24 protein-coding genes are annotated in these 20,980 nt (G+C 60.5%); 6 read left to right on the forward strand and 18 right to left on the reverse strand.

The features are described from left to right. Positions 1 to 152 precede the first annotated feature (152 nt). The 3 genes from yihG to HU742_RS04100 are packed head-to-tail and all read right to left on the reverse strand — an operon-like array spanning position 153 to position 3,549. Complete coding sequence (yihG, locus tag HU742_RS04090; protein WP_186643874.1) at positions 153 to 1,061, reverse strand: 1-acylglycerol-3-phosphate O-acyltransferase, YihG family; 909 nt, start codon at positions 1,059 to 1,061, stop codon at positions 153 to 155. Further along, positions 1,062 to 3,161: a phosphate acetyltransferase gene (gene pta / locus HU742_RS04095; RefSeq protein WP_186643873.1), complete on the reverse strand. Its 2,100-nt coding sequence runs from the start codon at positions 3,159 to 3,161 to the stop codon at positions 1,062 to 1,064. Between the two features lie 49 nt (positions 3,162 to 3,210). After that, the gene (locus tag HU742_RS04100; protein WP_186638091.1) at positions 3,211 to 3,549 is read right to left on the reverse strand and encodes a DUF3565 domain-containing protein; all 339 of its coding nucleotides are present in this window, start codon (positions 3,547 to 3,549) and stop codon (positions 3,211 to 3,213) included. On the opposite strand from HU742_RS04100, the gene HU742_RS04105 reads away from it, so the two are divergent. From HU742_RS04105 to HU742_RS04115, 3 genes are all read left to right on the forward strand, one after another. Continuing rightward, on the forward strand, positions 3,518 to 4,003 hold the full coding sequence (locus tag HU742_RS04105; RefSeq protein WP_186613456.1) for an FKBP-type peptidyl-prolyl cis-trans isomerase: 486 nt from the start codon (positions 3,518 to 3,520) through the stop codon (positions 4,001 to 4,003). The genes HU742_RS04100 and HU742_RS04105 overlap by 32 nt on opposite strands. A 113-nt stretch (positions 4,004 to 4,116) precedes the next feature. Then, positions 4,117 to 4,599: a glutathione peroxidase gene (locus tag HU742_RS04110; protein ID WP_186638095.1), complete on the forward strand. Its 483-nt coding sequence runs from the start codon at positions 4,117 to 4,119 to the stop codon at positions 4,597 to 4,599. A 168-nt stretch (positions 4,600 to 4,767) separates the two neighbouring features. Next, a complete protein-coding gene (locus HU742_RS04115; protein WP_186643872.1) occupies positions 4,768 to 5,871 on the forward strand; it encodes an NADH:flavin oxidoreductase in 1,104 nt (367 codons plus the stop codon). 28 nt (positions 5,872 to 5,899) lie between these two features. Here HU742_RS04115 and HU742_RS04120 read toward each other — a convergent pair whose 3' ends face one another. Both HU742_RS04120 and cysZ read right to left on the reverse strand, forming a co-directional pair. Beyond that, positions 5,900 to 7,099 (reverse strand): glycosyltransferase family 4 protein, encoded by a 1,200-nt coding sequence (locus tag HU742_RS04120; protein WP_186643870.1) that lies wholly within the window; start codon positions 7,097 to 7,099, stop codon positions 5,900 to 5,902. A gap of 40 nt (positions 7,100 to 7,139) precedes the next feature. Then, positions 7,140 to 7,895, reverse strand: a complete 756-nt coding sequence (gene cysZ / locus HU742_RS04125; protein WP_186615765.1) for a sulfate transporter CysZ — start codon at positions 7,893 to 7,895, stop codon at positions 7,140 to 7,142. Between the two features lie 312 nt (positions 7,896 to 8,207). On the opposite strand from cysZ, the gene trxB reads away from it, so the two are divergent. Then, the gene (gene trxB, locus HU742_RS04130; RefSeq protein ID WP_186643868.1) at positions 8,208 to 9,170 is read left to right on the forward strand and encodes a thioredoxin-disulfide reductase; all 963 of its coding nucleotides are present in this window, start codon (positions 8,208 to 8,210) and stop codon (positions 9,168 to 9,170) included. 69 nt (positions 9,171 to 9,239) lie between these two features. Here the strand turns inward: trxB and HU742_RS04135 are convergent, their stop codons facing one another. The 11 genes from HU742_RS04135 to HU742_RS04185 all read right to left on the reverse strand — a co-directional run bounded on the left by HU742_RS04135 (position 9,240) and on the right by HU742_RS04185 (position 17,956). Continuing rightward, complete coding sequence (locus tag HU742_RS04135) at positions 9,240 to 10,523, reverse strand: NAD(P)/FAD-dependent oxidoreductase (RefSeq protein ID WP_186643866.1); 1,284 nt, start codon at positions 10,521 to 10,523, stop codon at positions 9,240 to 9,242. Positions 10,524 to 10,579: 56 nt separating this feature from the next. Then, positions 10,580 to 11,413, reverse strand: a complete 834-nt coding sequence (locus HU742_RS04140) for a transporter substrate-binding domain-containing protein (RefSeq protein WP_186638101.1) — start codon at positions 11,411 to 11,413, stop codon at positions 10,580 to 10,582. A 45-nt stretch (positions 11,414 to 11,458) separates the two neighbouring features. Next, the gene (locus HU742_RS04145; RefSeq protein ID WP_186638415.1) at positions 11,459 to 12,187 is read right to left on the reverse strand and encodes an amino acid ABC transporter ATP-binding protein; all 729 of its coding nucleotides are present in this window, start codon (positions 12,185 to 12,187) and stop codon (positions 11,459 to 11,461) included. A gap of 69 nt (positions 12,188 to 12,256) precedes the next feature. Next, on the reverse strand, positions 12,257 to 13,231 hold the full coding sequence (locus tag HU742_RS04150) for an amino acid ABC transporter permease (RefSeq protein WP_186638103.1): 975 nt from the start codon (positions 13,229 to 13,231) through the stop codon (positions 12,257 to 12,259). 132 nt (positions 13,232 to 13,363) lie between these two features. After that, the gene (locus tag HU742_RS04155; RefSeq protein WP_186643864.1) at positions 13,364 to 14,614 is read right to left on the reverse strand and encodes a 2-aminoadipate transaminase; all 1,251 of its coding nucleotides are present in this window, start codon (positions 14,612 to 14,614) and stop codon (positions 13,364 to 13,366) included. Positions 14,615 to 14,895: 281 nt separating this feature from the next. Then, positions 14,896 to 15,234: a HopJ type III effector protein gene (locus tag HU742_RS04160; protein ID WP_186643862.1), complete on the reverse strand. Its 339-nt coding sequence runs from the start codon at positions 15,232 to 15,234 to the stop codon at positions 14,896 to 14,898. Next, positions 15,227 to 15,523 carry a DUF1244 domain-containing protein gene (locus HU742_RS04165; RefSeq protein ID WP_181287618.1) on the reverse strand — a complete coding sequence of 99 codons (297 nt, stop codon included), beginning with the start codon at positions 15,521 to 15,523 and terminating at the stop codon, positions 15,227 to 15,229. Before HU742_RS04165 ends, HU742_RS04160 begins: the two co-directional genes overlap by 8 nt. Before the next feature lie 94 nt (positions 15,524 to 15,617). After that, complete coding sequence (gene folX, locus HU742_RS04170; RefSeq protein WP_186638111.1) at positions 15,618 to 15,998, reverse strand: dihydroneopterin triphosphate 2'-epimerase; 381 nt, start codon at positions 15,996 to 15,998, stop codon at positions 15,618 to 15,620. After that, complete coding sequence (gene folE, locus HU742_RS04175) at positions 15,999 to 16,556, reverse strand: GTP cyclohydrolase I FolE (protein ID WP_186638113.1); 558 nt, start codon at positions 16,554 to 16,556, stop codon at positions 15,999 to 16,001. A 20-nt stretch (positions 16,557 to 16,576) separates the two neighbouring features. Continuing rightward, positions 16,577 to 17,290 carry a dihydromonapterin reductase gene (folM, locus tag HU742_RS04180; RefSeq protein WP_186643860.1) on the reverse strand — a complete coding sequence of 238 codons (714 nt, stop codon included), beginning with the start codon at positions 17,288 to 17,290 and terminating at the stop codon, positions 16,577 to 16,579. Positions 17,291 to 17,386: 96 nt separating this feature from the next. Next, complete coding sequence (locus HU742_RS04185; protein WP_186638117.1) at positions 17,387 to 17,956, reverse strand: antibiotic biosynthesis monooxygenase; 570 nt, start codon at positions 17,954 to 17,956, stop codon at positions 17,387 to 17,389. 220 nt (positions 17,957 to 18,176) lie between these two features. Between HU742_RS04185 and HU742_RS04190 the strand changes: the two genes are divergently transcribed. Then, on the forward strand, positions 18,177 to 19,136 hold the full coding sequence (locus tag HU742_RS04190; protein ID WP_186643858.1) for a MerR family transcriptional regulator: 960 nt from the start codon (positions 18,177 to 18,179) through the stop codon (positions 19,134 to 19,136). 7 nt (positions 19,137 to 19,143) lie between these two features. Here the strand turns inward: HU742_RS04190 and HU742_RS04195 are convergent, their stop codons facing one another. Continuing rightward, a complete protein-coding gene (locus HU742_RS04195; RefSeq protein WP_186643856.1) occupies positions 19,144 to 19,749 on the reverse strand; it encodes a hypothetical protein in 606 nt (201 codons plus the stop codon). A 48-nt stretch (positions 19,750 to 19,797) separates the two neighbouring features. Beyond that, positions 19,798 to 20,274 carry a PAS domain-containing protein gene (locus HU742_RS04200; protein ID WP_186643854.1) on the reverse strand — a complete coding sequence of 159 codons (477 nt, stop codon included), beginning with the start codon at positions 20,272 to 20,274 and terminating at the stop codon, positions 19,798 to 19,800. Positions 20,275 to 20,428: 154 nt separating this feature from the next. On the opposite strand from HU742_RS04200, the gene HU742_RS04205 reads away from it, so the two are divergent. Continuing rightward, positions 20,429 to 20,884: a flavodoxin gene (locus HU742_RS04205; protein ID WP_186638126.1), complete on the forward strand. Its 456-nt coding sequence runs from the start codon at positions 20,429 to 20,431 to the stop codon at positions 20,882 to 20,884. Positions 20,885 to 20,980: the final 96 nt, after the last annotated feature.

A 20,980-nucleotide genomic window follows, 5' to 3' on the forward strand; every position in this document is an offset into this window, starting at 1 on the left:
CATTCCTCTATGGGACAACTCGATCAACTGTGGGAGCAACTGTGTGGGAGCAAGGCTTGCCCGCGATGAAAACGCCGCGGTCTCTTGAGGACCGCAGCGCCTGGATCGCGAGCAAGCTTTGCTCCCACAAAGCCGGCTCCCACAAGGGAAAATCAGTGCTGGCCGGGAAATTCGCGATGCATCTGCACAAGCAACGCATCCTTGTCCTGCCACAACTGATTGATCCAGCCCTGGAACTCCAGGCGATATTCACCGTCCTGGTCGTAGTTCTTGCCGATGAACTGCGGCGGGATCTTCAACGCTTGGAAATGCACCACCACCTCGCCCACGTTGCCGCAGAGCAAATCCCAATACCCCGGACGACCGCCCGGGTAATGGATGGTCACGTTGATGATCGACTCCAACTGTTCACCCATCGCATCGAGTACAAACGCGATGCCACCGGCCTTGGGCTTGAGCAGGTAGCGAAACGGTGACTGCTGCTGGGCATGCTTGCCTTCGGTAAAACGCGTGCCTTCGACGAAGTTGAAAATGCCCACCGGATTGTCGCGAAACTTCGCACAGGTCTTGCGGGTGGTTTGCAGGTCCTTGCCTTTCTTTTCCGGGTGTTTTTCCAGGTAAGCCTTGGAGTACCGCTTCATGAACGGAAAACCCAGGGCCCACCAGGCCAGGCCGATCACCGGCACCCAGATCAATTCCTGCTTGAGGAAGAACTTCAACGGCCGGATGCGGCGGTTCAGCACGTACTGCAACACCATGATGTCGACCCAGCTCTGGTGGTTGCTGGTGATCAGGTACGAGTGCTGGTAGTCCAGGCCCTCCAGGCCGCTGAGGTGCCATCGGGTACGCCGCAGCAGATTCATCCAGGCCTTGTTGTTGCTGATCCAGGCTTCATGGATGTGGCTCATCAGCCAGTCGGTGACGCGCTGGGCGGGGGGGAAGGGCAGCAACAGCTTGAAAATCGCCACGATGAACAACGGTGTGCAGCAGGCGATGGTGTTCAGGGCCAACAGCAGCGAGGCAATGACGCCGCGCATAGGGGCAGGCAGGAAGTCCAGCATTTAAATGTCCAAAGGTCGGTTGGCGGCTTGGATCGCGGTCAGGGCGATGGTGTACACGATGTCGTCGACCTGGGCGCCGCGGGGCAAGTCATTCACCGGTTTGCGCAAGCCTTGCAGCATCGGCCCGAGGCTGACGCAATCGGCGCTGCGCTGCACAGCCTTGTGGGTGGTGTTGCCGGTGTTGAGGTCCGGGAAAATGAACACCGTCGCCCGGCCGGCCACCTGGCTGTTGGGCGCCAGTTGCCGGGCCACGGTTTCGTTGGCGGCGGCGTCGTATTGCAGCGGACCGTCGATCAGCAGGCCGTGCTGGGCTTCGTGGGCCAGCAGGGTGGCTTCGCGGACTTTTTCCACTTCTTCGCCACTGGCCGACTCGCCGCTGGAATAGCTGAGCATCGCCACCCGTGGCGTGATGCCGAACGCGGCGGCCGAGTCGGCGCTTTGCAGGGCGATTTCCGCCAGCTCCGCAGCGCTGGGGTGCGGGTTCATCACGCAGTCGCCGTAGACCAGCACTTCTTCGGGAAACAGCATGAAAAACACCGAGGACACCAGGGAGCAGCCTGGCGCGGTCTTGATCAGTTGCAAGGCTGGGCGGATGGTGTTGGCGGTGGAGTGGATGACCCCGGAGACCAATCCGTCCACTTCATCCAGGGCCAGCATCATGGTGCCGATGACCACGGTGTCTTCCAGTTGCTGCTCGGCCATCGGCGCGTTCAGACTCTTGCTCTTGCGCAACCGCACCATCGGCTCGACGTAGCGCTCGCGGATCGAGTCCGGATCGAGAATCTCCAGCCCTGGCGGCAGTTCGATGCCTTGGGCGCGGGCCACCGCCTCGACGTCGGCCGGCTTGGCCAGCAGCACGCAACGGGCGATGCCCCGGGCCTGGCAAATGGCGGCGGCCTGGACGGTCAGCGGTTCGCTGCCTTCGGGCAGGACGATGCGTTTGTTGGCGGCCTGGGCGCGCTGGATCAACTGATAGCGGAACACCGCCGGCGACAGGCGCATTTCCCGCGGCGTGCCGCAGCGCTGGTGCAACCATTTGGCGTCCAGGTGGCTGGCGACGAAATCGGTGATGATCTCCGCACGTTCGCGGTCATCGATGGGGATTTCCTTGTTCAGGCCGTTGAGCAGGTTGGCGGTGTCATAGGAGCCGGTGCTCACCGACAGCACCGGCAAGCCTGCCTGCAAGGCGCCGCGGCACAGGTCCATGATGCGTGGGTCGGGCAAGGTGTCGCTGGTCAGCAACAGGCCGGCCAGCGGCACGCCGTTGATCGCCGCGAGGCTCACGGCGAGGATGATGTCGTCGCGGTCGCCAGGCGTGACGACCAGGACGCCTGGCTTGAGCAGTTCCACGGTGTTGCGCATGGTGCGAGCGCAGATAATGATGTTGCTCATGCGCCGGCTCTCGTAATCACCGGCGTTGAGCACCTGTGCGCCCATCAGGTCGGCCACGTCGCGGGTGCGCGGGGCGTTGAGTTCGGGGCGAAACGGGATGCAACCGAGCAGACGGAAGTCGCCGCTGCGCAGCAAGGGCGAGTGCTCCTTGAGGCGCGCGGAGAACGCTTCCATGCTTTCGTCAGTGCGGACCTTGTTAAGGATTACGCCAAGCACCTTCGGGTCTTTCGGCCCGCCGAACAATTGTGCCTGCAACTCGACGCGGCCGGACAGCTCGGTCAGCACTTCGTTTTCCGGGGCTGACACGAGGATGACCTCGGCGTCCAGGCTCTTGGCCAAGTGTAGGTTGACCCGGGCGGCGTAGCTGGCGCTGCGGGTCGGGACCATGCCTTCGACGACCAGCACGTCCTTGCCGATGGCGGCTTGCTGGTAGAGGGTGATGATTTCCTCCAGCAGTTCATCGAGCTGGCCGTCGCCTAGCATGCGCTCCACATGGGCCAGGCCCAAGGGTTGTGGCGGCTTGAGGCCGTGGGTACGGGCCACCAGTTCGGTGGAGCGTTCCGGCCCGGTATCGCCGGGGTGAGGCTGGGCGATGGGTTTGAAAAAGCCGACTTTCAGCCCGGCCCGTTCGAGGGTACGCACCAGCCCGAGGCTGATGGAGGTCAGACCCACACCAAAATCGGTGGGCGCGATAAAAAAAGTTTGCATGCGGTTTCCCTAGCAAGGCGCGGCCTATGACTGGCCGTCTACCATCAATTCAGTCGTCAAGGTTATCGCTAACCGGGCCTTGGGCGCACCAGCCGCAATCAAAGGGCTGGCCTATTTTTTCAATACGTTGCGCAGGGTCCAGCACCCAGGCCCGGGATTGCCAGGGTGGCTGATGGCGCAGGTGCTGCGTGTGGCCACAGGACAGCTCGGCCACCCAGTGCCCGTCCTCATCCTGATGAAAACCTGTGACCGTTGGTCTGTTCGAGCTAGCCCGTTTGTCCGGGTTCCGTTCGCTTTCGGGCAAATCCTTGTTTAGACTTGTCCGTTCTTCATTCTTATGCAAAAGGTCTCGCCCCATGCTGATCGCCGCCAATAAGGCTGTCTCCATCGACTATACCCTGACCAACGACGCTGGTGAGGTCATCGACAGCTCTGCCGGCGGCGCTCCGCTGGTCTACCTGCATGGCGCAGGCAACATCATCCAGGGCTTGGAAAAAGCCCTGGAAGGCAAAACCACCGGTGACGAATTGAACGTCTCCGTCGAGCCGGAAGACGCCTATGGCGAATATTCCGCCGAACTGGTCAGCACCCTCAGCCGCAGCATGTTCGAAGGCGTGGATGAGCTGGAAGTGGGCATGCAGTTCCACGCATCGGCGCCGGACGGCCAGATGCAGATCGTGACCATCCGCGACCTGGAAGGCGACGACGTCACCGTTGACGGCAACCACCCATTGGCCGGCCAGCGCTTGAACTTCCAAGTCAAGATCGTCGACATCCGTGACGCCAGCCAGGAAGAAATCGCCCATGGCCACGTCCATGGCGAAGGCGGCCATCACCACTGATTTCTGCGCTACGCTCAGATTGACTGGAGAGGCGCCCTATGGCGCCTTTTTAGTCGCTTGCTGTTAGCATCGCCATGGCTGTTTCGAAAAGATCCGCAAACCTGGAGTTCGTCATGAGTGCTTTCCACGACCTTAAACTGACAGCGCTGGATGGTCAGGAGCTTCCTCTGGCGCCCTTCAAAGGGCAAGTCGTGCTGGTGGTCAATGTTGCCTCCAAATGTGGCCTGACGCCTCAATACGCGGCGTTGGAAAATCTCTATCAGCAATACAAGGACAAGGGCTTCAGCGTGCTGGGTCTACCCTGCAACCAGTTCGCCGGGCAAGAGCCTGGGACCGAACAGGAAATCCAGGACTTCTGCAGCCTCAACTATGGCGTGACGTTTCCATTGTCCAGCAAGCTGGAAGTGAACGGCCACGACCGTCACCAGCTTTATCGCCTGCTGGCGGGCGAAGGCGCGGAGTTCCCCGGGGACATCACCTGGAACTTCGAAAAGTTCCTGCTCGGCAAGGACGGCCGCGTGCTGGCGCGGTTTTCCCCGCGCACCGCGCCGGATGATCCGGCGGTGATCCAGGCGATCGAAAAAGCGCTGTCCTAGCACGTAGCCTTTATGGCGAGGGGAGCAAGCTCCCTCGCCATAAAGGCTGTGTCAGCCCGTTTCCTTCTGATCCTTAATCATTCAAATCAATAGTGCTACCCAGCTCACGGCTTGCTCCATATTATCGTCGTCATATCCGACCTGTGACCTCGTTCCGTGGAGTGCCTCATGCCAGCAAAAGCCCTGTTCAAACCCTTCCATCTCGGCGCGCTCGAATTGCCGACCCGGGTGGTGATGGCGCCGATGACCCGTTCGTTTTCACCGGGCGGCGTGCCGAACTCCAAGGTTATCGAATACTACCGTCGCCGTGCGGCGGCCGGGGTCGGCCTGATCATCACCGAGGGCACCACGGTCGGCCACAAGGCGTCCAACGGCTATCCGAACGTACCGCACTTCTACGGCGATGCCGCGCTGGCCGGCTGGAAAAAAGTAGTCGATGCGGTGCACGCCGAAGGCGGCAAGATCGTCCCCCAGCTGTGGCATGTGGGAAACGTACGCCGCCTCGGTACCGAGCCGGATGGCGCCGTGCCGGGCTATGGTCCAACTGAAAAACTCAAGGACGGCCAAGTCGTGGTCCACGGCATGACCCAGGCGGACATCGATGAAGTCATCGCCGCCTTTGCCCAAGCGGCAAAAGACGCCCAGAGCATCGGCATGGACGGCGTGGAAATCCACGGTGCCCATGGCTACCTGGTGGACCAGTTCTTCTGGGAAGGCAGTAACCAGCGCACCGACGGCTACGGCGGCAGCCTGGCCAACCGTTCCCGCTTTGCGATCGAGCTGATTCGTGCGGTGCGCGCCGTGGTGGGCGAGGGCTTCCCGATCATTTTCCGCTTCTCCCAATGGAAGCAGCAGGATTACGCAGCGCGTCTGGTACTGACGCCCGATGCGCTGGGAGAATTCCTCAAGCCATTGGCTGACGCAGGCGTGGATATTTTCCACTGTTCGACACGCCGGTTCTGGGAACCGGAGTTCGAAGGCTCGGAGCTGAACCTGGCTGGCTGGACCCGCAAGCTCACCGGCAAACCGACCATCACCGTCGGCAGCGTCGGCCTGGATGGCGAGTTCCTCCAGTTCATGGTCAACACCGATAAAATTGCCCAGCCGGCCAGCCTGGAAAACCTGCTGGAGCGTTTGAACAATGAAGAGTTCGACCTCGTGGCAGTGGGACGCGCATTGCTGGTGGATCCGGACTGGGCGCAAAAAGTCCGGGAAGGGCGCGAGCAAGAGATCCTGCCGTTCAGCCGCGAGGCATTGATGACGCTGGTTTGAATAGCGTCTGAACCGACCTCATCGATTCTTAGCGCACCGTCGGCGCAGCGGGCAGGCCCTGCTCGCCGACACACACGCCGCGCAGCAGCGTCTCGAACTGCTCGATGATCGAGGCCCAACCCTGGCGACTGGCATGCTGGCGCGCATTGAGCCTCACGCAACGCAAGGCCTCGCGTTCTTCCAGCAGCCAGCGGGCCGCGTCGCAGAATGCATCTTCATCCCCCGGCATCGCCAGCACCCCGTTGTAACCGTGACGGATGTGTTGCGCCGCCGCGGCCTGATCGTAGGCCACCACGCCCAGCCCGGATGCCAGCGCTTCCAGCACGACGTTACCGAAGGTTTCGGTCAGGCTCGGAAAAACGAATACATCCCCAGACGCGTAATGGGCGGCCAACGCTTCGCCACGCTGGGCTCCACAGAAGATCGCCCCGGGCAATTGCTGTTCGAGGGCAGGCCGCTGCGGACCGTCACCAATGATCACCAGTTTGATTCGCTGTGTCGCAAAAGCGTTACACAGGGTGTCGAAACTGCGCTTGAGCAGCCCCAGGTTTTTCTCCGGCGCCAGGCGTCCGACATGGATCACTGCGATATCACCTTCGTCCAGGCCCCAGGCTTCGCGCAGGGCGGCCGAGCGTTTGGCCGGATGAAACAGTTGGCTGTCCACGCCGCGGGACAACAAGGCCACGCGCTCAAAATGCCGACGTTCCAGCTCCAGGCGCTGGCTGACACTGGGCACCAGGGTCAGGCTCGAGCGGTTGTGAAACCAGCGCAGGTAATGGGTCAACAGCCGACTCAACAAGCCGAGGCCATATTGCTGGGTGTATTGCTGGAAGTTGGTGTGGAAGCCGCTGACCACCGAGATACCCAGGCGCCGCGCTGCCCGCAACGCCGACAAGCCCAAGGGGCCTTCGGTGGCAATATACAAGACGTCTGGGCGATGACGTTTCCAGCGCCTGAGCAGCTTGTGCATCGAAGCCTGCCCCCACTGCAAACCCGGATATCCCGGCAAAGGCCAGCCTCGGCACAGCAGCAGTTGATCGTCGCTGGCGTGGCCTTGATCTCCGGCCTGGCGGGGGCGGATCAGCTCCACGCGGTGCCCACGGGCTCGCAAGCCGTCGTAAAGGCGCCCCAGGGTATTGGCGACGCCATTGATTTCCGGCGCAAAGGTTTCAGTGACGAGGGTGACATGCAAGAGTGTGGTCATGGCCCCAGTGTCGACCGAGGCCATTTCGTCGTTGTGACGCCATGATGACGGATTTGTGACAGGCTCAACCCTGCCGGGCCAACGCCGTCTCGGCACCTTGCTCGCGCACCCAGAACAACGTCGCCCCGGCGACCGCCGCCGGCATCATCAGGACGTTGACCACCGGGATCAGCAGCACCAGGTACACGCTGCCGCCAAAGCCCAGGCTCTGCCAGCGTTTCTCCCGTAGCCAGGCGAGCATTTCGTTCCAGCCCAGCTTGTGGTTGTCCGCCGGGTAGTCGATGTACTGGATCGCCATCATCCAGATGCCAAACAACAGCCACAGCGGCGCGGCAACGATATTGAGCACCGGGATGAACGACAGCACGAACAGCCCCAGGGCTCGCGGCACGAAATAGCCGAGCTTGCGCGCTTCCCGGGCCAGGGTGCGGGGAACCATGGCGATCAGTTCGCCCCAGCTGAACGCGGGAAAATCATCAGTGCCGCGCACTACCACTTCGACTTTCTCGGCGAGAAATCCGTTGAAGGGCGCCGCGATGATATTGGCGAGCATGGTGAAGGTGAAAAACACCATCAGCCCCACCAGTACGACGAACAATGGCCAGAGAATGTAGCTCAGGAAGCTCAGCCACTCCGGCAGCGACGGCATCAGCGTGTCGACCCACAGGCTGAACTGGTGGCCGGCCAGGTAGATCAGCCCGACGAACAGCACCAGGTTGATCGTCAGCGGCAGCAATACAAACAGGCGCAAGCCGGGGCTCAGGACCAGCTTGAGACCTTCTCGCAAATATTGCGGACCGGACAAGACGGGGGCGGGCATAGGTGGCTCCGAGGGAATGATGGACGCGCCGACCTTACCGGCTTTGCCCGGCGCGGGAAAGCTACGACATCACGTGTAACAAGGTTTAGTGAAGGATCGTACCTATTGAATAAGCGCCAGCGGATAGAGCTCACCTATGAGCTGGATTGTTAAACCGTATTTCCTTAATCTTCGCTCCCTCGATACGCTGCACCCATTCTTTTTCAGGACTGTCGAACCAAAGCCTTCCCCAAGTGCATCAACAGTCCTTTTTTATTCCCGCCGCTCAGCCGGCGTTCCGGACCTCACAGGTCCGGTCAACAGGAGCAGGTCATGTCTGAAGTCCGTCATTCGCGAGTGATTATTCTCGGTTCCGGCCCTGCCGGTTACAGCGCCGCGGTCTATGCGGCCCGTGCCAACCTCAAGCCGTTGCTCATCACCGGCATGCAGGCCGGCGGTCAATTGACCACCACCACCGAAGTCGACAACTGGCCGGGCGATGTTCACGGCTTGACCGGCCCAGCCTTGATGGAGCGCATGAAAGAGCACGCCGAGCGCTTCGAGACAGAGATCGTTTTCGATCACATCAATGCCGTCGATTTCGCCGCCAAGCCGTACACACTGACCGGTGACAGCGCGACCTACACCTGCGACGCCCTGATCATCGCCACCGGCGCCAGCGCTCGCTACCTGGGCCTGCCATCGGAAGAAACGTTCATGGGTAAAGGCGTTTCCGCCTGCGCTACCTGCGACGGTTTCTTCTACCGCAACAAACCCGTGGCCGTGGTCGGTGGCGGCAACACCGCGGTCGAGGAAGCCCTGTACCTGGCCAACATCGCCAGCACCGTGACCCTGATCCACCGTCGCGAAACCTTCCGCGCCGAGAAGATCCTGATCGACAAGCTGAACGCGCGCGTCGCCGAAGGCAAGATCATCCTCAAGCTCAACGCCACCCTGGACGAAGTGCTGGGTGACAACATGGGCGTGACCGGTGCTCGCCTGAAGAACAACGATGGCAGCTTTGCCGAGATCAAAGTCGACGGCGTGTTCATCGCCATCGGCCACACCCCGAATACCTCGTTGTTCGAAGGCCAGTTGGAACTCAAGGATGGCTACCTGGTGGTCAAGGGCGGCCGCGACGGCAACGCCACCGCCACCAGCGTCGAAGGCATCTTCGCCGCCGGCGATGTGGCCGACCACGTCTATCGCCAGGCCATTACCTCGGCCGGCGCCGGTTGCATGGCGGCCCTGGACACCGAGCGTTACCTGGACGGCCTGCAAAACGTTTCGTTCTGATCCGTCAGGCACAAAAAAACCGGCTTCGGCCGGTTTTTTCATGGGCGGTGGTTAACCGAGCGAGGCCCGTCACCCGTGCAACCGCTCCTGAACAAAATCCATCACCTTCAAGGATTGATAGATGGCGTTCGCCGCGACGCGCCCGAACGGCCCGCCGTTCCAATCGAGCCAGTAAGGGCTGAAGGCCTTGTAGCGTTCGCTCTCCCCGCACACGGCTTCGGCGATGATCCGGGCGCCGATGGAGCCGGTGTTCAGGCCGTGTCCACCAAATGATGTGCAGGCCCACACGCCCGGTTCCAGCATGCCCAGGTTGGGCATCTTGTTGGTGGAATAGCCCATCAATCCGGACCAGGCCAACTCGATCTTCGCCGATGCCAATTGCGGATAAACCGAGACCATGTCGGCCTTGAGCATGGTCGCCAGGGCCGTTTCGTTCTGTTCGTTGCGGGTGGTGATGCGTCCGCCCCAGAGCAGGCGATCACCGTCGACGACGCGATAGTAGTCCGAGGCGCGACGGTCGTCGGAAAAGGCGGCGCTGGAATCGAGGACTTGTTTGATCAATCCGCCCAGCGGCTCGGTCAGGACCACATAGGTCGCGATAGGCAAGTAGGCGCGGCTGAGCTTTTGCAGTTCCGGGCCACCGTAGCCACCTGCGCAGAACACCAGGTCCTGGCAGCGCACAGAGCCGTGGGCGGTGCGGATGACCTTGTCGGCCCCCTCGCGGTGCCAGGCGAGCATCTTGGTATTCTCATAGATCCGCCCGCCAGCCGCCTCGATGACCGAAGCCAGTCCCAGGCAATAGTTGAGGGGATGGAAGTGCAGGGCGTTGGGGTCCTCGATGCCTTGGAAGTAGCGTCGGGTGTGGGCCCGTTCACGCACTTGGGCGACGTCGAGAAAATTGAGTTCGTAACCGAAATCCCGGCGCATGTTTTCGATATGGGCTTTTACACCGGCGCTGTCATCGTAGCGCTTGACCCGGATCGTGCCGGCGGACGGATCGCAGCCGGTCAATGCCAGGCTAGTCATGTTATGGCGCACGATCTCCACGCCTTCCACCGACATTTGAAACAGTGCCTTGGCCTGCTCCAGCCCGACTTTTTTACGAATGGCCGCCGAGCCTTCGGCCCAGCCCGGCGACACCACGCCACCGTTGCGCCCCGACGCGCCCCAGCCGACTTGATGGGTTTCCAGCAGCATCACGCGTTTGCCGCGCTGCGTCAGTTCCAGCGCCGCCGTGAGGCCGGCGATACCGGCGCCGATGATGCAGACGTCGCAGGCTTCGGCGCTGCCGAGTCCGGGCCTGGCTGTACGGGGCAGCGAGGTTTGGGAGTACCAGGTGGCGGGAAAGGACATGATCGATCCTTGAAGTCATTGAGTGGGAGCGAGCACACCCGCTCCCACACGAGGTGTTATTTGACGACCGAATAATCGACGCCATACCACTTGGTCGACAACTGGGTCAGCGTGCCGTCCTTGTGCATCTGCCCAATGATTTCGGCAAGCTTGGCTTTCAGCTCCGGGTCGCCCTTGTCGGTCGCGATGGCCAGCGGTTCGTAGAACACCGCCGTCGCATCGACGGCCCGCAACGGGTAGTTCTTCTTGATGGCCGCTTCCAGGGTGCTGCGCTGGGTAAGGATTGCGTCCAGGCGCACGCCGTTACCCAGGCGCAGGTCATCCAGCGGGCCAAGGGAGCCGGCGTAGGTCTTCATCTTTCCGGCCTTCACGTCATAGTCGACCGGCGGCATATCGGTCGCTTCGATTGCCAGTTGCTGGTTCAGGTAGTCTTCGGACGTTGTGCCGCCCTCGACGCCGATGGTCTTGCCGTTGAGCGCCTGGCGGTTGGTCAAGGTCGAGTCGTTGTGGACCGCGAACACATAGGGCACGTAGTAGTACGTGGCGGGGAAGTCGAGGATGCGCGCACGGCTGGTGGTGGCGGTCATCGACCCCACGGACATGTCCCAGCGCCCGTTCCACTTGCCGGCGGTGATGACGTCCCAATCCGGCGTGACGAACTTGACCGCGACGCCCAGGCGCTTGGCGATTTCCTTGGACACGTCGATGTCGAAACCGTCGATTTCGTTCTTGTCGTTGATAAAGCCTTGGGGCGGCCATGTTGCCGAGGTGGCGACGGTCATTTGCTTGCTGCTCTGGATCTTGTCCAGGACCGCCCCGGCGTTGGCGGCGCCGACGAACAGCAGGGACAGGGCGGCTGCCAGGGTGATCGCGCGTTTTTGACTGAGCATGTGCATCTCCACTTTTCGTTATTGTTATGCGGGGTAAAGCGGTTCTCAGTGACCGATGATCTGCGACAGGAATTTTTGCGCGCGTTCGGTCTGCGGGTTGTTGAAAAAATCGGCGGGCGTGGCTTGTTCGATCACCTGGCCCTGGTCCATGAACAGCACCCGGTCGGCAACCTTGCTGGCGAAGCCCATTTCGTGGGTCACGCAGATCATGGTCATGCCATCGCCGGCCAGCTCGCCCATGACGTCCAGCACTTCGTGGACCATTTCCGGGTCGAGGGCCGAGGTGGGCTCGTCGAAGAGCATGACTTTCGGGTTCATGCACAACGCCCGGGCAATCGCCACGCGCTGCTGCTGGCCGCCGGACAGTTGCGAGGGGTATTTGTCGGCGTGCTCGGCGATGCGCACCCGCTCCAGGTAGACCCGGGCGCGTTTTTTCGCTTCGGCGCTGGACACGCCCTGGACCAGTTGCGGGGCCAGGGTCAGGTTGTCGATGACGCTCAGGTGCGGGAAAAGATTGAAGCTCTGGAACACCATGCCGATTTCGCGGCGCACGGCGCTGACGCTCTCGGCCTCGCTGGTGAGGACGATGCCGTTGACCTGGATCTGGCCTTTCTGGAAATTTTCCAGGTGATTGATGCAGCGGATCATCGTCGACTTGCCCGAGCCCGACGGGCCGCAGACCACCAGGATTTCGCCAGGTGCGACATTCAGGTCGACGTCACGCAACGCATGGAAGTTGCCATACCACTTGTTCAGCCCTTTGATGGCAATCATCGGTGCGCCGGCCTGGGCAGTGGTTGCCGGGTCGAGATGCCGGGCGGTATCGGTTCGAGTCATCACGCATCAACCCCTTGCAGTGGATCGATTGACCCGTTTTTCAATCCGCGCCTGCACCCGTTCCAGGATGAACGACAGGGCCCAGTAGATCATCGCGGCGGTGATCAGCATTTCCAGGTGGCGGAAGTCCGCGCGACCCTGGGTCTTGGCCAGGTACATCAGTTCCCAGACGCCAATCACCGACACCAGGGAGCTGTCCTTGAGCATCGCGATGAACTGGTTGCCGGTAGGCGGGATGATGACGCGCAGGGCCTGGGGCATGATCACCCGGCTCAGCGTCTTGAACGGGCTGATGCCCAGTGCCCGCGAAGCCTCCCATTGGCCCACCGGGATGCTCTGGATACCGGCGCGGAAAATCTCCGTCATATAGGCGCCGTAGCACAGGGCCAGGGCCAGGATGCCGGCGGGCACCGCATCGACCACATAACCCAGTTGCGGCAGGCCCAGGTAGATCAGGTAGATCTGGATCAGCAGCGGCACGCCACGAAAGAACGAGGTATAGAACGAGGCCAAGGCATTGGCCAGACCGTTGTTGGACAGCTTGGCGACTGCGCCGACCAGGGCCAGGACAAAGGCAATCACAATGGCGATGGCCGAGATATAGAGCGTGGTGGCCGCGCCCTGAATGATCAGGAAACCGACCTTGTCGAGGATGAAACTGTAGGAGAGGTTGAAGGTGTCGAAGAACGCCAGGAACAGTACCAGCAACTCGACCCAGACCACGGTGGTCTGCACCTTGAACTTCAGCCGACCGAGGACATGGAAATTCAGCGTGCCCAGCAGGGCGATCCCCAGGCCGATGGCGATGTTGCGCGCGCCGAGGCTGTCCGGTGCGCTCCCCAGCAGCGGTTGCAGAAAGTGGCTGAGGGCGCTGTTGCCAAGGTTCATCACGTATGAACCCAGGAACAGCACCACGGCTACACCCAGCAGGAATCGAGGATCATTGGACTTTTTCTTATAAATTATATTGTCGTGATACATGGATGCCTCGGGCGTGTGGGGTGGCAGCGATCTCTTCAGGCAAAAAGGACAGTCGGCCAGTATTGCCAGCCGCAATCGGCTACCACAAGCGAACATAATTCGTTATGTCAGTCCCTCAGCGCATCCTGGTTTTCAGGACAGCTTCGCCAGGCAGGCTTCCAGAATATCCAACCCCTCTTTCATCACCGTCGGCTCAGTCGTCAATGGCGCCAGAAGACGAATGATGTGCCGCGATTTACCGCTGGGCATCAATAGCAAACCCGAGGCCCGGGCCAGGGCCAGCAGTTGGGTCAGTTGTGCTGTGGCCGGCGTGCCGTCGGCGTTGGCCAGCTCGATGCCGCGCATCGCGCCGACGCCGGTCAATCGGCCCAGGTACGGTGACAGGCTACGGTCGCGCCATGACTGGTAACGGCTGACAATCGCTTCTTCCTGCTGGGCGCCCCAAGCCCGCAGGTTCGCATCGGTCATTTCGTCCAGGGTCGCCAGGGCTGCGGCGCAGGCGATGGGGTTGCCCGAGTAAGTGCCGCCGAGCCCGCCCTTGGGCAAGGTGTCCAGCAGTGCTTTACGTCCCACCACCGCCCCCAGCGGGACGCCACCGGCAATGCTTTTACCGAGCAGGATCAGATCAGGCTCGATGCCCAGTCGAGGGAATGCAAAGCGCTGGCCGGTGCGGCCGAAGCCGGACTGGATCTCATCGACGATCAGCACGATGCCCTTGTCATCGCAGAACTGCCGCAGCGCCTGGGCGAAGCTCACGTCCATCGCCAGGAACCCGGCTTCGCCCTGCACCGGTTCAACGATGAAGCAGGCCACGTCGTTCACGTCGATCTCGACGCTGAACAGCCTGTCCATGGCTTTCAACGCCTCGGCGCAAGTCACGCCGTTGTCCTGGCTGGGGTAGGGCAGGTGATAAACCGGCCCGGGCAGTACGCCGACTTTTTGTTTGTACGGAGCGACCTTGCCATTGAGGTTCAGCGTGGCGAGGGTTCGGCCGTGGAAACCGCCGTCAAAAGCGATCACTGCGGTGCGCCCCGTGGCGCCGCGGACGATTTTCAAGGCGTTTTCCGCAGCCTCCGCCCCGCTGTTGGTGAGCATGCCGCTGATCGGGTAATCCACCGGGATGAATGCGGCCAAGCGTTCCATCAACTGCACGTAAGGCACATGAGGCGCGGCGTTAAAGGCGTAGTGGGTCAGGCGGGTGGCTTGCTCGCGAATGGCCTCGACGATGCGTGGGTGGCAATGGCCGAGGTTCAACACGCCGATGCCACCCACGAAATCGATGTAGCGCTTGCCTTCAACGTCCCAGACTTCGGCGTTCCTGCCGTGGCTGAGGCTGACGGGGTGGACGAAGGAAATCGATTGGCTGATGGTTTCGCTGCTCATGGAGGACGGCTCGGAGGAAGGAAAGATGTCCTTTATCTAAGCCGTGAGCAGAGAGAACCGGCAAACGAAATAAAGTTGCCGGGTCAATCTTAAAAGTCGGGATGTGGATAAGTGCGAAGCTTGCCAGAACCGCTTCCGTGGCGAGGGAGCTTGCTCCCGCTGGGGCGCGAAGCGGCCCCGAAACCTCACAACCCGGTGTGTCAGGCAAATTGAATCTGACTGCTTGGGTCTGCTGCGCAGCCCAGCGGGAGCAAGCTCCCTCGCCACAAAAAGCGGGTCGATCAGCGCCGTTGCAGTGGCTGCGCCTCGAACGTCACGCCGGCCAATCCGTGGACCATCAGCGCGCGGATATTGCCATGGTCACTGCCTTCGGGCGTGGCCAGCACCGAGCGGTAATGTTCGCCAAACGCCAGGAGCGCCTCTTCATCGCTCAAGCCTTCCAGCAGTGCCAGGCCCAAGGTCTTGCAGGAACCCTCGTTCTGCCCGGCGGAGTTTTCGACACCACCGTTGTTGAAAGCTTGGGGCTGGTACTCGTAGCCTTCGGCGACAAAGGCCAGGGTATCGGCGAAAACATGTTCGCCACTTTTGAGGCTGGCGCGGAAGGTATTCAGGTCAGGCATTGGGGTTTCCTTTGGCAAACGCCGCCTGCTGTTCGGCGCTGGCTTCTTTCTGGTATTGGGCTTTCCACTCGGCGTACGGCATGCCGTAGACGACTTCACGCGCATCGTCGAGGCTGACCTCGATCTGACGCTCGTCGGCAGCGGCCTTGTACCACTTGGACAAGCAGTTGCGGCAGAAGCCAGCGAGGTTCATCAGGTCGATGTTCTGCACATCCTTGCGGCTGTCCAGATGGGCAACCAGCCGACGGAAAGCGGCGGCTTCGAGTTCGAGGCGTTGTTGGTCGTTCATGGAGGTCTCTGCGAGTTGGCTTCAAGCGGCAAGCTTCAAGCTACAAGTTGGTTTGCGGTCAGGCTTGAAGCTTACAGCCTGGAGCTTTTGGCTGCTACGAAGCAGCCCGGCTTGCCGCAAGGGTAATCGACACCGACTCGGCAAATCGCAAGGCATGCGGCTTGTCCACTTCGACTTCGGCGTACAGCACCGACTCGTTGGCCATGACCAGGTCAAGCAGCTCCTGGGTGAGGCGTTCGAGCAGGGCGAAACGGTTGCCTTCCACGTGGGCAATGATCGCCTTGGTGATGGTTCGGTAGTTCAGCGCATGCTCGATATCGTTGTCGCGCACCGCATCCTGGGCGGCGTAGAGAATGGTCAGGTTGATCAACACATCCTGCTTGTTGAGGATCTCGTCCTCATTGATGCCGATGAACGTACGCAGGCGCAGGTCCTTGACCTTGATGCGCGCCATGGCGGGCTGAAGTTGTGGCATTTATTGGCTCCGTCGAATCAATTGCAGGAACTCCTGGCGGCTGTTGCTGGACTCGCGAAAGGCGCCGAGCATCACTGAGGTGTTCATGGTCGAATTCTGTTTTTCGACACCGCGCATCATCATGCACATGTGCTGGGCTTCGATCACCACCGCCACACCGGCCGCCTGGGTGACGTGTTGCACCGCGTCAGCGATTTGCCGGGTGAGGTTTTCCTGGATCTGCAGGCGGCGGGCGAACATGTCCACCAGCCGGGCGATCTTCGACAATCCCAGGACCTTGCCCGTAGGAATATAAGCCACATGGGCCTTGCCGATGAAGGGCAGCAGGTGATGTTCGCACAATGAGTAGAGCTCGATATTGGCAACGATCACCATTTCATCGTTGTCGGAGGCAAACAAAGCGCCATTGACCACCTGCTCGACGCTCTGTTCATAGCCGTGGCAAAGATACTGCATGGCCTTGGCTGCGCGCACCGGTGTGTCCAGCAGGCCTTCGCGCTCCGGGTCTTCGCCCAGACCGATCAGGATCTCACGGTAATGCTGGGGCGATAACGCCATGGTGCTTCCTCGAAACAGGACTATTTGATGTGCCGCCCGCCGTTCACGGTGAGCGTCGTGCCGGTAACGTAAGGGTTATCCAGCAGATAACGCAGGCTCTGGTAAACCACTTCGCTGCCGGGTTCGAAGCCCAGCGCGGACTTGGCCAACGCCTTGGCACGGTAGGCCGCATCATCGTCGGGATTGAACAGTAGCAGGGCCGGGGCGATACCGTTGACCTTGATTGCAGGCGCGTACTTGGCTGCAAAGGACAGGGTCAGGCTTTCGAGGCCGGCCTTGGTGGCGCAATAGGCGATGTGCTTGCTGCTACCCTTGCGCGTCACGTCGTCACTGATGTGCACGATGTCCGCCGGTACCGAACGTTCCAACAACTGGGCGCAATGCAGATTGATCAAGTAAGGCGCGAGCATGTGCACGCTGAACATGGTGTGGAAGGCGTCCGCTTCACTGCCCGGGGCTTCGGCCAGCCAGGCCGAGGCGTTGTGCACAATGGCGCGCAGTTGGTTGGTATGCTGCTTGAGCTGATCGATAAAGGCGAGAATCCCCGATTCACTGGCGAAATCGGCAAACAGAACCGTGGCGCCCAAATCTCGCAGCGCCTGTATGCCTGGACGTTCGGTGCGATACGTCGCGATCACCGGGTGCCCGTCTTCCAGCAGCCGCCGTGCACAATGCAGGCCGACGCGCTGGGCTGCGCCGGTGATCAGGATCGGAGCGGTTGTGCCCTGTTTCACGAATACGTTCCTTTATGACGAGCGGCTGGAGTCTTCACGCAAGGCGCCGCGACGAGTCCGCGGGAGCACGGTGGCTCCCACCGGTTTAGTGTCGCTTCAATGATTCTGCGTGGAGGGCTTCGCTGGCAAGGGCCGTTGCGGTGCGCCAGTGAGCCAGCTCGCCAGTATATGAGTCGACATGGGAATAAACAGATAGACCATCAGCGGCGTCAGTATAAGGGTGCTGATGAAGACACGGCTCGGCAAACCCAGTTCGTTGAGCAATGGTCCCAAGAGGAAATTGAACAATAACGAAACAGGAAAGAACGCGAGCCAGATAGCTACTGCTTGTTTCCAGCGTGGCGGACGTTGGCCGATCGCGCCGAACCAGCCATCCATGCCTCGCACCCTATGTTCGGACGGCTGGGCAAACAGCTCGCTCCCTCGTTCCAGCCAGGCCGTGCGCGAGGCAGAGTACTCCCAGGCATGCAGAGTCTGCTCGTCGGCGAAACGGAAAATGATCTGGAATTCGTCGCCGTCGGGCGGTGGAGCGAGCACGCCCGAACCCAAGTAACCGGCGAAATCGGTGGCCAATTGCTCGCCTTCACGCAACCATGCAATCAAATCCTGGTAGCGCCCCTTGGCAACGCGACGGGCGACCATTAGCGTGACGGGAGAGGTAGACATTTTGTATCTCCATGTTACAAGCGCGGCGCTCCGGATAAGAGGTTCGCGGGGAAACGCCCCATGGGTAATGGGCAGCGTCTGGTTGCAATACGTCGGCAAGGATTATTCCTTGTCGAGTAAAAAACAACAATTGCGCGCGTTGATCGCGTTATGCCCTTGTCATGACATGCTTGGGAGGAGATAAAATGGGATCCAATTTTCCAGTCGGGAAAGCATGCGAATGAGCGTAAACACCGAGGATAACATTGCGTTCCAGGTGTCCGACGCCTTGACGCGCGAAGATCTGGTTCCTATCCGTGAGGTGGCGCGGTTGACTGGTGTTAATCCAGTGACCTTGCGTGCATGGGAGCGGCGCTACGGTCTGATTCAACCCACTCGCACCGAAAGCGGACACCGTCTGTATGCCCTGAGCGATATCGAAAAGGTGCGCAGCATTCTCGCCTGGATCGAGCGTGGGGTAGCCGTGAGCAAGGTGGGAAAGATTCTAGCCAAGGCGGAATCGGTGCAGCCGGTTTCCAATCTTATTTCCTCCGATCTGGTACGTGCCGATTACAGCCAGTGGCAGCAACAGGTGTTGCACGCAGTCGGTAACTTTGACGACGTGGAACTCGATCGCGTCTACGGACAGGTGTTTTCCGGCTACGCCGTTCCGATCGTGTTCCAAGATATCCTGATGCCCCTTTGGCGAGAACTGCTGCAACGTCAGCATGAGTTCGGGCAAACCAGTGAATGGTTGTTCTACGATGGCTTCCTGCGTTCGCGCGTAACGCAGCGACTGCTGCTCAAGCGGGATTCCTCATCGAGACGTGTGCTGGTCAGCGCCATTGCGGGCCAATGTCGTGAGTTGGAGCTGCTGGTAACGGCGCTGTATGTGTCCAAGGCTGAGGTCGGCGTCAGGGTCATGACGGTCGGCCAACCTTTTGACGAGCTGACCCTGGTTTGTCAGAAAATGCAGCCTTTGGCGCTGGTACTGGTTTCCAACCATGCGCCCGTTGCCGAGCTGCCCAAACGCCTTAACCGCTTGGCGATGAGCCTGGATTGCCCCGTCATGCTGGCCGGCGATGCGTCCGACCTGGCGCAGGAAAGCCTGGCGGGGTCAGCAATCGCTTGTCTGGGAAATGAAGGTACGGTGATGCGCCAGCGTTTGCGTCAATTTCTGGCCGGCAACCTGGACACTTGAACCGTCGCTAGAGGTGCATCGCCGGATGAGTCAGGCGGTGCTGCTGGAGTATGTACTGACGCAGGCGCTCGGTTTCGTCCTGGTCATGCTGGCTCAGATGGTAGGCAAACATTCCTTGGTCTGTTTCTCGCTCGAACGTACCGCGCAGTGAAATCCTCTCGTAGCCTGACGGGCTGAACCACGAGACGAATTGTCTGGGTGGTTTGGTACGGTTGCGAATTTCCAGCAGTACGCCCTTGCAAGACACTTCGTGCACCCATAAAGGCCCCGGCTGGCCCTTGGCATTTTCCAAGGCCACCGGCTCGTCGAGCGTGAGGCGCCATGGGCGGATTTTCGGTCCGTCCTCATAGATGCTCGGCACACCCAGGCGAAGGTGCATGGCGTGGAATTCATCTTCAACCAGATGCAAGGGAAAGGTCATCTGCTGGTTTTCGAAATTCGCCTGCAAAGTGACTTGTTCGTTCGCTGCCAGGCGCGTCAATAGATCACGTATCTGCGACCCGCCGTTCACCAGCAAGCTCGACGTGACATCCCGTTCGTTGAGCTGCGGGTTGTGCTGCATGGTCCGGATGAAGTCCAGCTCATCCTTGGTCAGAAGGGCGTCGCGCTGCATAAGGGGCTCGAAAATTATACTTTCACGGGTGATTGTAGTGACTGACCGTTAATTCGCCGTTTTGTTTGCACCATTCGTCGCATGGAGTCGTGCGATGGTCTCCCGGGCTTCGGCCAACTCTGCTTCCAGCTGTGCGACGCGCTGTTGAGCCTTTACTTGGGCCGTTACGTCTTTCTGTACGCCAACGAAATACGTGTGGCCATCCGCCTCGTTTTTGACAGTGGACAGCGACAACTCATTCCAGAACGGCGTGCCGTCCTTACGGTAGTTTCGCAGTATCTGCCGGCATGAGCCTCCTTGCTTCAGAACCCTGCGGATCTGTTCCAAGGAAGGCTGGTCGCGGTCGCCCGACTGCAGGAAGCGGCAGTCCTGATAGAGAATTTCGTCGCGGCAGTAGCCCGTCAGCCGCTCGAATGCCGGATTGACGTAAATCAGGATGTTGTCTTCATCGCCTTCCTTTTCGGCAATGACAATGCCGTCATTGGAAGCGTTGATCACGAGTTGCATCAGGTGCGCGTTAATCATGGAATTCCCCTTAAAACATCCCTGTGCGTTGCATTCTAGAAGAATCCTGTGTGATATCCACTTGCCATTATTGGTTGTTGAGAGCCAATCGCAACTTAAGCACGCCGCCCTGTTACTATTCCGGCTCTATATATTCTGCTTCAGGATCACATTGATGAAAGTCGCCATCCTTTCCGGCTCCGTATACGGCACGGCCGAAGAAGTTGCCCGGCATGCTGCCAAAATGCTGGGTGATGCCGGTTTCGAAACATTCCACAACCCTCGGGCGACACTGGCGGATATTCAGGCGTTCGAACCGCAAGCCCTGTTGGCGGTGACATCGACGACGGGCATGGGTGAACTGCCTGACAACCTGATGCCACTGTATTCGACGATTCGCGACCAATTGCCCGCTTCGTTTCGCGATCTGCCCGGCGCCGTCATCGGCCTGGGAGACGCCAGTTATGGCGATACGTTCTGCGGTGGTGGCGAGCAGATGAGCGAATTGTTCGCCGAGTTGGGGGTACGCGAAGTGCTGCCAATGTTGCGCCTGGATGCCAGCGAAAGCGTCACGCCGGAAACCGATGCCGAGCCCTGGCTGGGCGAGTTGGTCGATGCGTTGCGCGGTTGAAAGGACATGGCCTGCGCCTCTGAAAGAGGCTCGGGCTGACTCGCTCGGCCAGTAAGCTGGCTGCAAATGCAACTACCGACCTGGCTGGAGCTGACT

This window comes from Pseudomonas marvdashtae, assembly GCF_014268655.2.
Taxonomy (GTDB): domain Bacteria; phylum Pseudomonadota; class Gammaproteobacteria; order Pseudomonadales; family Pseudomonadaceae; genus Aquipseudomonas; species Aquipseudomonas marvdashtae.

Bases quoted from the DNA above. Each gene is read 5' to 3' on its own strand.
- yihG (WP_186643874.1), bottom strand. From the start codon at position 1,061: ATGCTGGACTTCCTGCCTGCCCCTATGCGCGGCGTCATTGCCTCGCTG.
- pta (WP_186643873.1), bottom strand. From the start codon at position 3,161: ATGCAAACTTTTTTTATCGCGCCCACCGATTTTGGTGTGGGTCTGACC.
- HU742_RS04105 (WP_186613456.1), top strand. From the start codon at position 3,518: ATGCTGATCGCCGCCAATAAGGCTGTCTCCATCGACTATACCCTGACC.
- HU742_RS04100 (WP_186638091.1), bottom strand. From the start codon at position 3,549: ATGGAGACAGCCTTATTGGCGGCGATCAGCATGGGGCGAGACCTTTTG.
- HU742_RS04110 (WP_186638095.1), top strand. From the start codon at position 4,117: ATGAGTGCTTTCCACGACCTTAAACTGACAGCGCTGGATGGTCAGGAG.
- HU742_RS04115 (WP_186643872.1), top strand. From the start codon at position 4,768: ATGCCAGCAAAAGCCCTGTTCAAACCCTTCCATCTCGGCGCGCTCGAA.
- HU742_RS04120 (WP_186643870.1), bottom strand. From the start codon at position 7,099: ATGGCCTCGGTCGACACTGGGGCCATGACCACACTCTTGCATGTCACC.
- cysZ (WP_186615765.1), bottom strand. From the start codon at position 7,895: ATGCCCGCCCCCGTCTTGTCCGGTCCGCAATATTTGCGAGAAGGTCTC.
- trxB (WP_186643868.1), top strand. From the start codon at position 8,208: ATGTCTGAAGTCCGTCATTCGCGAGTGATTATTCTCGGTTCCGGCCCT.
- HU742_RS04135 (WP_186643866.1), bottom strand. From the start codon at position 10,523: ATGTCCTTTCCCGCCACCTGGTACTCCCAAACCTCGCTGCCCCGTACA.
- HU742_RS04140 (WP_186638101.1), bottom strand. From the start codon at position 11,413: ATGCTCAGTCAAAAACGCGCGATCACCCTGGCAGCCGCCCTGTCCCTG.
- HU742_RS04145 (WP_186638415.1), bottom strand. From the start codon at position 12,187: ATGATTGCCATCAAAGGGCTGAACAAGTGGTATGGCAACTTCCATGCG.
- HU742_RS04150 (WP_186638103.1), bottom strand. From the start codon at position 13,231: ATGTATCACGACAATATAATTTATAAGAAAAAGTCCAATGATCCTCGA.
- HU742_RS04155 (WP_186643864.1), bottom strand. From the start codon at position 14,614: ATGAGCAGCGAAACCATCAGCCAATCGATTTCCTTCGTCCACCCCGTC.
- HU742_RS04160 (WP_186643862.1), bottom strand. From the start codon at position 15,234: ATGCCTGACCTGAATACCTTCCGCGCCAGCCTCAAAAGTGGCGAACAT.
- HU742_RS04165 (WP_181287618.1), bottom strand. From the start codon at position 15,523: ATGAACGACCAACAACGCCTCGAACTCGAAGCCGCCGCTTTCCGTCGG.
- folX (WP_186638111.1), bottom strand. From the start codon at position 15,998: ATGCCACAACTTCAGCCCGCCATGGCGCGCATCAAGGTCAAGGACCTG.
- folE (WP_186638113.1), bottom strand. From the start codon at position 16,556: ATGGCGTTATCGCCCCAGCATTACCGTGAGATCCTGATCGGTCTGGGC.
- HU742_RS04185 (WP_186638117.1), bottom strand. From the start codon at position 17,956: ATGTCTACCTCTCCCGTCACGCTAATGGTCGCCCGTCGCGTTGCCAAG.
- HU742_RS04190 (WP_186643858.1), top strand. From the start codon at position 18,177: ATGAGCGTAAACACCGAGGATAACATTGCGTTCCAGGTGTCCGACGCC.
- HU742_RS04195 (WP_186643856.1), bottom strand. From the start codon at position 19,749: ATGCAGCGCGACGCCCTTCTGACCAAGGATGAGCTGGACTTCATCCGG.
- HU742_RS04200 (WP_186643854.1), bottom strand. From the start codon at position 20,274: ATGATTAACGCGCACCTGATGCAACTCGTGATCAACGCTTCCAATGAC.
- HU742_RS04205 (WP_186638126.1), top strand. From the start codon at position 20,429: ATGAAAGTCGCCATCCTTTCCGGCTCCGTATACGGCACGGCCGAAGAA.